Here is a 12,238-nt window from a genome sequence, read left to right as displayed (position 1 = left end):
TTTTTTTTTAATCGATCGGTTCCCAAAGCTGGATTTTATTATCTTCCAAATCAAGAATATGTACAAATTTGCCGTAATCATAAGTTTGAATTTCGTCTAAAATCTTCACTTTTTCTTTTTTGAGTTCTTCAACCAGTAATTCGAGATTTTCTACGCGGTAATTGATCATAAATTCTTTTTGAGAAGGCTCAAAATATTCGGTAGTGTCTGCAAAGGGCGTCCACTGTGTTGTTCCTGTGTTGCCGGTTTCTTTATTTTTCCATTCAAAGCTTACACCGTAGGGAGTGGTGTCTAAACCGAGATTTTTCTTATACCAATCGTTGACTGCACTGGTGTCTTTTGCTTTGAAAAATATTCCGCCGATGCCTGTTACTTTTTTCATTTTTTTGCTGGGTGTTGGATGTTGGATGATGGATGTTATTTAATATTCAAATAAAATACTTCCCCAGGTAAATCCGCTACCGAAGGCTGAAAGAAGGACTAAATCTCCCCGTTTGATTTTACCAAGCTCTATGGCTTCACTTAACGCAATCGGAATTGATGCTGCGGTTGTATTTCCGTATTTTTGGATGTTGTTGTGGATTTTTTCGTCCGGTAAACCAAATTTCTGCTGAACAAACTGGGCAATTCTTAAATTCGCCTGATGCGGAATAAACATATCCAGGTCTGCAATTGTTTTTCCTGCTTTGTCCAAAGCTTCTTTCATCGTTTCAGGAAATCGTGTTACGGCATGTTTGAAAACAAAGTTGCCGTTCATAATCGGATAGACTTCTTTGCTGGTCACATTTTCCGGCTCCTTTCTCATTCTGTCACTCCAGCCGTATTTTGATCCCGGAAACTGTGTACACAGTTCGTCTGCATATTTCCCTTCAGAATGCATGTTCATGGCTAAGATGTCTCCTGCATTTTCATCTTCAGTTGCTGAAAGCACGATCGCCCCTGCCCCATCTCCGAAAATCACGGAAACTCCTCTTCCTTCATCAGAAAAATCGAGTCCGAAAGAATGAACTTCCGCTCCCACCACCAGGATATTTTTATATGTTCCTGATTTAATAAAAGCATTCGCCACACTCATGGCATACACAAAACCTGAACACTGATTTCTTACATCTAAAGCACCAATGGTATCACAACCTAACATATCCTGAAGCAGTACTCCACAACCGGGAAAATAATAATCCGGAGAAAGTGTTGCGAAAATAATGTAGTCTATATCTTTTGCTGTTAAGCCAGCCTTTCCCAGTGCTTTTTCTGAAGCTTTAAAACCTAAATAAGCAGTCGTTTCCTGAGCATCATTACGGTTTTCACGGTGTCTTCTCTCTTTGATTCCGGTACGTTCGGTAATCCATTCGTCATTGGTGGTCATCAGTTTAGAAAGGTCATCATTCGTGACAACATTGTCCGGAACGTGAAAACCGATACCTTTAATGGTACTTTTAATCATAATGTTTTTTTATTTTGGTAAAGATAAAATTTATTTGATACATATTAGGTTAAGGCTAAGGTTTAGGTTTAGGTAAAAATCAGGAACACTTTTAATACTGAAGTTTGCCTGATGAATATTTTAGATGTTTGATTTTTAAACTCAATAAAACTGACGATGCTTAGATTCCTCCGGAATGACAAACAGAGGGTAAATATGGTGGGCTTACTCAATGAAATATCAGCAGATATTTCGTTAACCGAACTTAACAACTTCAACATCTTAGTGGTTCGATTTTTTTGATTTAAAATTATTCCTTTTTATAACAGTAAATATTCATTTCAATATATCTTTGTTTTTCAAATATCATTACTTTTATAGTATGCCAATAGAAACCCTGTACCGAGACAAAAACTGTGAGTGGATAGACGTAGAAGCGCCGACGGAGGAAGACATGAAATACCTTCACGAGCGCTATGAAATCAACAATCTGCTTCTGGAAGATACTTTGGATCCCAATCACCTACCCAAATACGAAGCCGACGGAAACGTGAAATTTTTCCTTTTGCGCGAAAATACCGAGCTTGAAAGAAAAAATTTAAATACCATCAGCGATATCAGCACTAAAATCGGGATTTTTTTATTGGAAAATACGATCATCACGGTGCACAGAATGAAAGCCAAAAGTATTTCGGAGGCTAAAAAAGAGCTTGCATCCCGCCAGGAAGAATGTTCGCCGGCAAGAGTGGCACTGAAAATTGCACTGGTCCTGATGAAAAGTTTTGATGATGAAGCCATCAGCCTTTTTGAAACGATGGACAATATCGAAAATGAAATTTTCCTGAAAAATACCAACCACACCCATCAGATCCGGAGGCTGTATAAACTGAAAAGAAAATCAGGTCTGAATTCGAGGGTTCTGACGATCTCCACGGATGCGATTGATAAATTTAAACTGCTCAATCTTCCTGATTCTGAATTTACAGACTTAAAAGACAAACACAAAGATGTTGTTGCCGATTTTGATCATCTCAATATTCAGATTACCAACTTAATTTCTATGTTTCTGGCACTGTCTGATCAGAAAGCCAATCAGGTGATGAAGGTTTTGGCAATTTATTCGGTTTATTTTTTACCGATTACTTTTATCGCCGGTGTCTACGGGATGAATTTTGACAATATGCCCGAACTTCACACAAAACACGGTTACTTTTATACGCTTGGCTTAATGGGAGCAATTGTGATTTGCACGTTTATTTATGCGAGGAGAAAGCAATGGTAATATTTCACGCAGATTTAGGGATAACGTAGATTTTTTTCATTCATTAATCTGCACAATAAGATCAATCCGCGAGAGAAGATAAAACTCAGAAATTTTTTAAAAGTGAATCTGGTTCCTGCACCTTTCAATGATATCAACCAAAAACACCACAAAATCATGAAACCCGAAATTTTAAATCAAATTTTAGCAGATGAAACGCTTTCGGCAGAATCCAAAGAAAAACTCAAAGCACTGCACGAAATTATCTCAGAAAAAGAGTTTTCAGATCTTCTGGATGGCAATGGAAATCAGTATGTGGAATTTGTGCAGGAAGGTGGCGGTGTGTGGGGAAGTGCACTGGTAGGTTATCTGTACGGACTTGAAATCTTCGGAATCCGCTTTCTGAAAGTGGCAGGAACGAGTGCGGGAGCCATCAACACCATGCTGATTGCAGCGTGTAAAAATAAAGAAGACGCCAAAAGTGACGTCATCAAAGACATTCTTTTCAACTGGAATTTTGCTGATTTTATGGATGGTAAGGATTATGTGAAAACGACCATCCACTCGATTCTGAACAACAAACATTTTCTGCAGACTAATTTTATTTTAGCCGGAATGCTGATGTTGGCACTTGTGATTGCTCCGTTTGCCATCCCGACAGGAAGTATTCTATACACCAAACTTCTGTTTTTAATTCCCATTATTCCTTTAATCATCGCCTTTCTCTATATCCGAAAACTGTATCGTGATTTTAAAAAAAACAACAGCGGCCTCAATCCGGGAAATACTTTTCTTGAAAAAATGACCGACGTTCTGAAAGCTTTCGGGATAAAAACCGTTGCCGACCTCAACAGAAAATTTTCGCAGAAAGAGGAAAATTTAAACCTGAATTACCGCCACGGAAACCATTCAGAATATTATGATCTGGCTCTTGAAAGCATTGAAAAGATAAAAGCTGATCACACGAAAACCGAAAATCACATCGACGAAACCCGCTACAGACTGTTTTTCGAGAGTGTGAAAAACAATGATTACTACAAAACCAATCCTTTCTATCTTTTAAAATCTGAGTATGTAGTCATTACCACCGACATCAGTGCCAAAATAAAGGTCGAACTTCCAAGAATGGCCAATCTTTACTGGTCTGAAGAGGAGCTGAAAAGAAGCAGTCCGGCAGAATTTGTTCGGGCGTCAATGTCGGTTCCGTTTTTCTTTGAGCCGATGCAGAAAATCATCAACGGAAAAGACGATTCTGTACAATATGCATGGAAATACTGGCTCAACATGTCCCCCGAAGAGATCTACCCTACCGGAATTTTCATCGATGGGGGAAGTCTTTCCAATTTTCCTGTTGATCTTTTTCACAACAACGATGTTTTCTACCCAAGACTCCCGATTTTTGGAGTGAAACTCACCAGCGATTCGGATATGCTCACCGACAAACAACACACCTCAGACGAAATTCTGAAAACTCCCCTGTCTTTTGCCGGAAATATCATCAGCACGATGAAAGGTTTTAATGACAAGGCATTCCTCAGCAAATACAGTTTCTATGAAATCTACAGCATCCAAAACGTGAATTGCGGCAAAAGCAACTGGCTGAATTTCTTTATGGAAAAAGAAGAAAAAGAAGACCTTTTCAACCGCGGATTTCAGGCAGCCCTTGATTTCCTCAACCGCTTCGACTGGGAAAAATACAAATATGAAAGAATGATTGTTTCGATGAAGGAGAAAAAGATTATTAAAGAAGAAGATACGCCGACGGTGGGGTGAGTTGGGTTGGAGGGTTAGTAAGTTGGAGTGTTTTAGGGTTTTAGTGTATGAGGGTTTTTAGAAATGTTTTTTTTAAGTTTAACTAACAGACTTAGAACTAACCCTATTTTTCTAAATTAAGGGTTTTAACTAAAACAAGAATGAAATTGTACTTAGACATTGATGGCGTTTTATTAACTGCAAAACAAACAAAGGCGGCAGAAAATGCAGAGGAATTAATAATATTTGCTGTGAAAAACTTCGACTGTTATTGGTTGACTACACATTGCAAAGAAAATGAACCTCAAGCCATAAACTACTTGAAAAATTATTTCCCAAACAATATTATTGATGCTTTAAGAAAAGTAAAGCAACAAATTGGCCCACATTAAAAACCGAAGGAATTGATTTTAGCTCAAACTTCATTTGGTTGGATTATTATCCCTTGAACGCTGAAAAGTTAGTTCTGAAAAAAAAATAAAAGTCTTAAAAACTTAATTGAAATTAATTTAAATCAAGAACATGAACTCTTGAATATATTAAAAAAATTAAAAATTCTTCTTAATGAACAGCACCTGAAGCATGTTTAGAGATAAACTTAATTTCTAAGTTTTAGAATTTTAAAAAAGTAAAACCTCAATGCCTGCAAAATCTACAAAAAAAATTAATACTTCTCAAATATTATGGACAAAGAGAAAATACATTATGTGATCACCTACTTCAGTAACTTAATGACCGACAATGAAAAGTTAGCATTGAAACATAAAATGTACATATCTAAAAGCTCAGACAATATAACGTTGAGGAATATGATGACAGAAAAAGGGTGGATTAATAATGATCCTGAAACTCTCCATCTCCTACAACAAGGTTATGAAGAATTTGAAAGAAATGTGGTTAAAAGAATTTTAACAGAAACGCCCGAACTTGTATTTTTTAATAATTGTCCAAAATGTGGCAAACTTGCACGGACACACAATGCAAAACAATGCAGATATTGTTCATACAGTTGGCACTCTAAATAACTATTATAAACGTGATTACCAAAAAAGAACTTAGAGAATCTCTCAACCTACCCAATTCAGAAGCAACCACACCCACTGAAATTTTTCAAAACCAAACCCTGCGTCCCATTCTGAAATTGCAAAACGATTTGTATATATTGCTGTTCTCCACCTATGCCATTCGTCAGAATTCAGATTTTAACGCGCTATCTTCCGCGAAAAAAGCCGTGATGGTCGAGCAGAGTATTCAGAAAGACAATGTTTTGAAAAATACTTTTATCGGAATTACGATTGGAATGTTTACCGCTGAAGAAATGGAAATTTATATTTCAGACAGCAAGGTTTTTAATAAAAGAATTATTACAATGTTGATTGAGAGGCTGAAAAGTCAAATGAGTTAATAGTTAATGTTGATAAACTGATTAGGTTTTGGCTAAAGCCAATTTACCTCAATATGCATAAATGGGCTGAAGCCCATTTCTATTGAATAATTGTAGCGACGCAACCTTAACCTTAACCTTAACCTACTCAACAAGCCACATCGGTTTCTCCTTCAAAATTTTCCCGTTGATTTCGCAACCCTCCGCATGAGCACCTTTCAGAAAACCAATGCTCATCAGAAACTCATTTACGATTTCTCCGCCGGTGAATTTGAACGTTTTTTTGAAGAGCTTCATCCATTCTTCTAAAGTTTTTGGGTGATGATGCTCGAGCCATTTTTCGAACGAACCAAATTCCTTCTGTAATTCGATGATGGTTTTTGCATTTTCGATGGCGGCATTTACTTTCAGTTTATTTCTGATAATTCCAGGATCCGCGAGTAACCGTGCACGGTCTTCTTCGTTGTAAGCAGCAACTTTTTGAATATCAAAATTGTCGTAGGCATTTCTGAAACCTTCTTCTTTTTTAAGAATGGTTTCCCAGCTCAAACCTGCCTGATTGATTTCCATAACCAATCTTCCGAACAATTCGTTGTCATTATGAATTGGAAAACCGTAATGGTTGTCGTGGTAATTTTTGTGAAGTTCTTTGCGGCTTTCGGGCTGCATTCTTTCGATAGCTGAACAGTAACTCATGAGAAGAGGTTTTCAGTTTTGGTTAAAAATTTATCTAAAGCTTCCTTGATGTCAATTCCGGTGCGGTCAGCAAGTACAATCAGCCACCATATGTTTTCGCCTAATTTATGTTCCAGTTCTTCAGCGGAATTCTTTTTTGGCCATGCTGTTTCGTGAGACATTACGTCTCTGCCAACCAGTCCGGCATCTGTAAGATAAGCTAAAGCATCCTGTTCCAAAGTCCATTCTTTTCCATTTTGCTGAACTTCGAGTTCGTGGTATTTTTTTCTGATCGCCAGGGAGCGTTCTATGATTTTGTCGAAATTATTTTGATCCATATTTGAATTTTAGGGAATAAAGATAATACAAACTGCTGACAACCGCCTGTCAGGAGATTCTTATTCTTTTTGGTTGTACAAAATTGATCAAAATTATTTCCCTAACCCTGAAGGCAGTAACAAAAATCAATTTTAATATAACTTTTCCTCTTCAAGACTGAGTAAAGAATCCCAAAGCTTCAGGATATTTTTTTGTCGTAGAAGATTAAATTACAACCAAAATTCTTTTAAACAGCAGCCTCAGTTTTTAATCTGAAAATCTCTTTCGCATTAAAAATTATTACCGCTAAAAATATAATCGAATAAGATACAATTTGTAAACCTCCCAAAGCTTCATTGTACACCGCTCCCGCCAGAATAAAGGCTATGATGGGATTGATATTCAGGATCATTCCCACTTTTGAGGAAGCGATTCCTGACAGGGCATATAAGTTTAAAAGTAATGGCACGATGGTGTACATCACCGCAATGATTTCAATATAAAAATAAAACTTAAAATCCGTCGGCACCGGTCCGGAATAGGTCGGGAAAAACGGAAGCAGGATCAGAGCTGATAAAATCATGTGGAAATTAAGCACCAGAAACTTATCAAATTTGGAATTCACACTTTGAATAATCAGATAGCAGGCGTAAGTAGAACCTATGAGCGTGCTGTAAATCATATCTAAAAGATTGGCGTACGATAATAAAATGCATCCTGCCGCACTTAAAATCACTGAAATCCATTGAAGTTTGCTGAGTTTTTCGCGGAGAATAAGAAAGGCTAAAATGGTAGTGATAATCGGGCAAACCAAATAAGCAACAGAAGTTGCACGCACGCTGATGTGATTCATCACATAGATAAAAGAAAACCAGTTTCCTGTAAGCAAAATACTGCTCAGAATATTTAATCCAACTATTCTGCGTTTTTCTTTGGGAATGAGATTTTTAAAATAATTTACATTATTCCTCAACTTTACTTTTCGAAATAGCACCGTCACCAAAGTCATAATAACCGCACAGCTAAACACCCTGTAAAAAAGAATATCCAATGAAGGATATGAATGCAGTGGCTTTAAAACCAGACTGAATGTTCCCCATAAAGAGAAGGCAGTGATGGCGGCGATATAGTATTTCAGATTGTTCAATGTAAAGCTTAGTTTTTAATGCTTAAAAGCGAGGCAAAGATAGGGAATCCGCTAAATTTTATGGCTGAAAATTAATCGGGCTGAAAAGATTATTTCGTAAATTTAAATCATTAAAAAACCACCAAAACAAATTATTATGAAAACCATTTTTTCCTCAGTTTTAGTATTCACTTTGTGTAGTTTCGGAATATTTGCTAACGCTCAAAAAATTTCCGATGGCGAAACAGTTGATTTCAACGGACTTAAAGTCAGTTTCAACATTATGAATAAGGAAAGTATTCAGGCCGGCGGTAAAACTTTTGACCGCTACAAAGTTGCTGCTTCCGTAAAAAACACTTCAGACAAATCTTACAACATCAGACTCACCTCATATCCTCAAATTGTGATGGATACAGGAATTGTAGAGCTAGACTGCATGAATGCGACCGGAGCGAAACTGACATCGAAAAAAATTCAGCTTAAAATGAAAACTCAAATGATCAACGTCTCCTACTCGGCTTATGATAAATCCGGAAAGTCGGTGACCAACATTCTTCCTGTGATTGGCAGTTATTATTTTGACACTGGGGATACCATCAGCGATGATGCTGTTTTTATTGTTCCTGCCGGTGAGAAACCTGAAGTGACGGTGAGGAGTTTGAGATAGAGTTTTAAGAATGATGAAGAATATCCTGTTTTTTGCATTCTCTATGATCTTTAGTTTTGTTTTCAGTCAGCACAAACTTGAGGGAATTTATCAAAATGATTTTGGAGAAACTTTAAAACTTAATCCAGATCATACTTTTGAATACAAATGGAATTTTGATCTTGCGTCAAGCTGGAATATTGGAACATGGAAATCAACCGACAACCAAAATATTTACTTAACAATAAATGAGATTATGGACACCGTTAAGGAAGATGGAAAATCTGTACTTTCTGAAGACAAAATTTCAAATACCATTACTCAGATGGATTATGTATTACAATCAATCACCTCTGGCGGACAAAGCAGAAACCCACCGCTGAAAAAATTTTTAATTAAAGGGAAAATCTTGTATCCATACTTCAAAGATGGAAAATTAAGAGATCAAAAAGAGCCTTCTCCTATTAATGGAACTCTTAAAGGAAAACCATGGTTTGAAAGGGTGGCTAGGTAATGATAAAAAAATCTCCGAAGTTTTTCAGAGATTTTGGTTTTACAGATTATCAATAAATTCCAGATACATCGGAACACTTCTTTCAATCCATTCTTTAGAGACATTATGCTCTAAACCATAGTAAACAAACGGTTTTTTATAGTCTGCTCTGATGTACTCAAAACTGAGCTCAAAAGGTCTTGTAAATTCAATGACCGTATGTCTGTATTTTCCATCAGCTTTGAAATCTTCATCATCTACTCCTGCAGATATGGCCAGCACAACCTTTTTACCGCCGACTTTATATCCGCTTTTGCTTCCGTATGCCCAACCGTGCAACAATACTTCATCAAACCATTTTTTCAAGAGAGACGGACTGCTAAACCAATAAAATGGAAACTGAAAAATAATCCTGTCGTACGCTTCCACCAGTTCCTGTTCTTTTTTTATATCTAATATTTCATCCGGATAAGCTTTGTACAGTTCGTGAACCACATATTTTTCGGGAAATTTATTCAGTTCTTCCACCCATCTTTTGTTGATTAAAGATTCGTCCATATTGGGATGAGTTACTATTACTAATGTTTTCATATTTTAAAATTTCTTCTACAAAAATAATAAGTGTAACTTACAATTCGGATAGTAGCCACCAATTGTACGGTACTATAAAAAATGTAAGTAATGACTAAAATAAAAGAAACATCAACCAACTTTGCCAACAAAAAAGCACTTGTAGAAGAGTGTCCCGAGCTCTACGCTTCGAAACTGATTGGCGGACAATGGTCACTGGCCATCTGCAGCTATTTAATCAATGGAAAACTGAGATTCGGGGAACTCAGAAAAAGCCTTGGAAATATTACAGAACGCATGCTCACGCTTCAGCTTAGAAAACTGGAGGAGGATAAAATCGTCACAAGAACCGTTTTCGCCGAAGTTCCTCCAAGAGTCGAATATGAGCTGACTGAAATTGGCTATCAGCTTAAACCAGTTATCGTAGAACTTGATAAATGGGGAACGATGCATAAGTCAAGTGTTGAGAATTAGTTATTATAATGGTCATCAGTGAGAATCTGTTTAGAGGGAAGCATTCCCAAGTTGGGACGAGGCAAACCTGTTTAGGATGATGCCGTCCCAAGTTGGGAAAAGGCAAACCAGTTTCGGGGGCTGAAGTCCCAGGTTGGGAAAGTTCAAACCACTATTGATTAAGCAAAAACATACGTGGAACGGAATGATTTTTATAAAAAAAAACAAAAAACCTCTGAAAAATTTCAGAGGTTTATATTTTAATGCATCGCCTCGCTGAGGTCGATTTTTTCTTTGCTTTTTCTTTCCCTTACAAATAAAATAAAAGGAATGCAGACTAAAAATATGACCCCCAGATAGAGAAATACATCCATGTAAGAAAGTACCGCAGCCTGCTTCGTAACGCTGAGATCGAGAATTTTGTAGGCCGATTTTTCAGCGACATCAGATGACATTCCTTTCGCCATAAAACTTGCTTTCAGTCCGTTGATTCTCTCCTGAACATTTAAACTGTTTTCATCTAAATGTGAAAGAAGATTTACCCTGTGCTTCTGGCTTTCATTGGCAATAAACGTGGTGATTCCTGCTATACCGAATGAACCTCCGAGCTGTCTCATCATTCCTGTAAATGCCGCTCCCTGCCCGATTTCCTGACCTTTCAGTGTACTTAAAGATAAAGAAGTAATCGGAATAAAAAGTAAACCAAGACCTGCTCCTCTCACAATCAGCATCCAGAAAAATGCGTCTTCGCCGGTGTCCGGTGTCAGAATTTTATAACCCCAGAAACTGTAGATAAAGAAGATAAATAGTCCCAATGCTACCAGAATCTGCTGTTTGGCACCTTTCGTTAAAAGTTTTCCGATAATCGGCATCATAAATGCCGTGGTAAGTGCCGCCGGAATCATCAAAGCTCCCGACTGCAGGGCCGTCCAGCCCAAAATACTCTGCGTGTAAAGCGGAACAATAAAGGTAGAACCGTACAGTCCAAATCCTAAAACAAAAGACATAATGGTTCCGATCCTCAGGTTACCGTTTTTCAAAACACGAAGTTCCACGATGGGATATTTGTAGGTGAGCTCGCGCCACAGAAATAATATAAATCCTAAAACCGCTGTGGAAGTAAATGTTACGATCATTCCACTTTCAAACCAGTCTTCTTCATGACCTCTTTCCAGAATAAACTGAAGTGAGCCAACCGTTAATGCTAAAAGCATAATCCCGAGCCAGTCGACATCCGAGGCTTTCCTTTTTTCTGCATATTTCGGGCTTCTCACAAACTGAAGCGTCATCAGTACCGCAGCAATCCCAATGGGAATGTTGATGTAAAAAATATACGGCCAGCTGTAATTATCAACGATATAACCTCCCAAAGGCGGACCTAAAGTCGGACCGATAATCACTCCCAAACCGTAGATCGCCTGAGCCATGCTCCGTTTTTCGATGGGATAAGATTCTGTAATAATCGTTTGAGAAGTTACCAGAAGTGCTCCCCCTCCAATTCCCTGACAGAGTCTGAAAAATACGAGTTCCCAGATATTGTCGGCATTACCGCACAGAAATGAGAAAACAGTAAATATAATGATGGAGGCAGCGAAATAATTTCTACGCCCAAACTGCTGTGAAAGCCAGCTGGTCATCGGTACCACGATTACGTTACCTATGGCATACGCTGTAATCACCCATCCCACTTCAGAAAGTGTTGCGCCCATGTTTCCCTTCATTTCGTTGAGGGCAACATTTACAATCGTAGAATCTACAATTTCCAGCAAAGCACAAAGGATCGCCGTGATGGTAATGATTACCCTTCTGGCTCCATATTCTACTAATGAATCCTGCATTGATTTTTTTGTGTGTTTAAAGAAGGTTGAGGCTGAGGTTAAGGTTGAAAGAAAATTCCTTTTTCCTAATCAACATCATTTTTCCCCGTCTTTAAGATTTTTTTTATATTAAAAGTGAATTGTCAATAGTCAATCAACTCCGTTGTCAATTTTTCTTCTTCATTTCCAAATAGCATCAATTCTACTGCATTTTCAATTCATAATTGACTTGCCTCTGCAAAATTGACAATTCACTGATATACTTTATAGATGTGAATGGTAAATTTGTTTCGTATCGATAGAGAGTTTTAAAGCAGTCA

General features: G+C 37.5%; 15 protein-coding genes. 8 read left to right on the top strand and 7 right to left on the bottom strand.

Annotated features, from left to right (window positions below; genetic code table 11):
- Positions 1-7: 7 nt before the first annotated feature.
- Together ASG21_RS17890 and ASG21_RS17885 are read right to left on the bottom strand one after the other, a co-directional pair.
- Entirely contained in the window at positions 8-382 is a 375-nt protein-coding gene (locus tag ASG21_RS17890) for a glyoxalase/bleomycin resistance/dioxygenase family protein (protein WP_056083918.1), read from the bottom strand.
- Between the two features lie 39 nt (positions 383-421).
- Complete coding sequence (locus ASG21_RS17885; protein ID WP_056083915.1) at positions 422-1,444, bottom strand: beta-ketoacyl-ACP synthase III; 1,023 nt, start codon at positions 1,442-1,444, stop codon at positions 422-424.
- 361 nt (positions 1,445-1,805) lie between these two features.
- On the opposite strand from ASG21_RS17885, the gene ASG21_RS17880 reads away from it, so the two are divergent.
- The 5 genes from ASG21_RS17880 to ASG21_RS17860 all read left to right on the top strand — a co-directional run bounded on the left by ASG21_RS17880 (position 1,806) and on the right by ASG21_RS17860 (position 5,841).
- Complete coding sequence (locus tag ASG21_RS17880) at positions 1,806-2,705, top strand: CorA family divalent cation transporter (protein ID WP_056083913.1); 900 nt, start codon at positions 1,806-1,808, stop codon at positions 2,703-2,705.
- A gap of 156 nt (positions 2,706-2,861) precedes the next feature.
- The gene (locus tag ASG21_RS17875; RefSeq protein WP_056083933.1) at positions 2,862-4,457 is read left to right on the top strand and encodes a patatin-like phospholipase family protein; all 1,596 of its coding nucleotides are present in this window, start codon (positions 2,862-2,864) and stop codon (positions 4,455-4,457) included.
- 140 nt (positions 4,458-4,597) lie between these two features.
- Positions 4,598-4,828 carry a hypothetical protein gene (locus ASG21_RS17870; protein WP_056083910.1) on the top strand — a complete coding sequence of 77 codons (231 nt, stop codon included), beginning with the start codon at positions 4,598-4,600 and terminating at the stop codon, positions 4,826-4,828.
- A gap of 291 nt (positions 4,829-5,119) precedes the next feature.
- On the top strand, positions 5,120-5,461 hold the full coding sequence (locus ASG21_RS20370; RefSeq protein WP_056083908.1) for a hypothetical protein: 342 nt from the start codon (positions 5,120-5,122) through the stop codon (positions 5,459-5,461).
- Between the two features lie 11 nt (positions 5,462-5,472).
- On the top strand, positions 5,473-5,841 hold the full coding sequence (locus ASG21_RS17860; protein ID WP_056083905.1) for a hypothetical protein: 369 nt from the start codon (positions 5,473-5,475) through the stop codon (positions 5,839-5,841).
- 123 nt (positions 5,842-5,964) lie between these two features.
- Here the strand turns inward: ASG21_RS17860 and ASG21_RS17855 are convergent, their stop codons facing one another.
- The 3 genes from ASG21_RS17855 to ASG21_RS17845 form a co-directional block, all read right to left on the bottom strand.
- Positions 5,965-6,516 carry a DNA-3-methyladenine glycosylase I gene (locus ASG21_RS17855; protein ID WP_056083902.1) on the bottom strand — a complete coding sequence of 184 codons (552 nt, stop codon included), beginning with the start codon at positions 6,514-6,516 and terminating at the stop codon, positions 5,965-5,967.
- Positions 6,513-6,833 (bottom strand): hypothetical protein, encoded by a 321-nt coding sequence (locus tag ASG21_RS17850; protein ID WP_056083899.1) that lies wholly within the window; start codon positions 6,831-6,833, stop codon positions 6,513-6,515. Before ASG21_RS17850 ends, ASG21_RS17855 begins: the two co-directional genes overlap by 4 nt.
- A 227-nt stretch (positions 6,834-7,060) precedes the next feature.
- On the bottom strand, positions 7,061-7,960 hold the full coding sequence (locus tag ASG21_RS17845; protein ID WP_056083896.1) for an EamA family transporter: 900 nt from the start codon (positions 7,958-7,960) through the stop codon (positions 7,061-7,063).
- Positions 7,961-8,096: 136 nt separating this feature from the next.
- On the opposite strand from ASG21_RS17845, the gene ASG21_RS17840 reads away from it, so the two are divergent.
- Together ASG21_RS17840 and ASG21_RS17835 are read left to right on the top strand one after the other, a co-directional pair.
- Complete coding sequence (locus ASG21_RS17840) at positions 8,097-8,606, top strand: hypothetical protein (protein WP_056083894.1); 510 nt, start codon at positions 8,097-8,099, stop codon at positions 8,604-8,606.
- 10 nt (positions 8,607-8,616) lie between these two features.
- Positions 8,617-9,099 carry a hypothetical protein gene (locus ASG21_RS17835; protein WP_056083891.1) on the top strand — a complete coding sequence of 161 codons (483 nt, stop codon included), beginning with the start codon at positions 8,617-8,619 and terminating at the stop codon, positions 9,097-9,099.
- Positions 9,100-9,138: 39 nt separating this feature from the next.
- Here ASG21_RS17835 and ASG21_RS17830 read toward each other — a convergent pair whose 3' ends face one another.
- On the bottom strand, positions 9,139-9,669 hold the full coding sequence (locus ASG21_RS17830) for an NAD(P)H-dependent oxidoreductase (protein WP_056083888.1): 531 nt from the start codon (positions 9,667-9,669) through the stop codon (positions 9,139-9,141).
- 90 nt (positions 9,670-9,759) lie between these two features.
- On the opposite strand from ASG21_RS17830, the gene ASG21_RS17825 reads away from it, so the two are divergent.
- Positions 9,760-10,122, top strand: a complete 363-nt coding sequence (locus ASG21_RS17825) for a helix-turn-helix domain-containing protein (protein ID WP_056083885.1) — start codon at positions 9,760-9,762, stop codon at positions 10,120-10,122.
- 239 nt (positions 10,123-10,361) lie between these two features.
- Here ASG21_RS17825 and ASG21_RS17820 read toward each other — a convergent pair whose 3' ends face one another.
- On the bottom strand, positions 10,362-11,939 hold the full coding sequence (locus ASG21_RS17820) for a DHA2 family efflux MFS transporter permease subunit (RefSeq protein WP_056083882.1): 1,578 nt from the start codon (positions 11,937-11,939) through the stop codon (positions 10,362-10,364).
- Positions 11,940-12,238: the final 299 nt, after the last annotated feature.

This window comes from Chryseobacterium sp. Leaf394 (assembly GCF_001424105.1).
Classification (GTDB): domain Bacteria; phylum Bacteroidota; class Bacteroidia; order Flavobacteriales; family Weeksellaceae; genus Chryseobacterium.
Note: the sequence above shows the minus strand (reverse complement) of the source record. Positions and strands in the feature narration are given on the sequence as shown.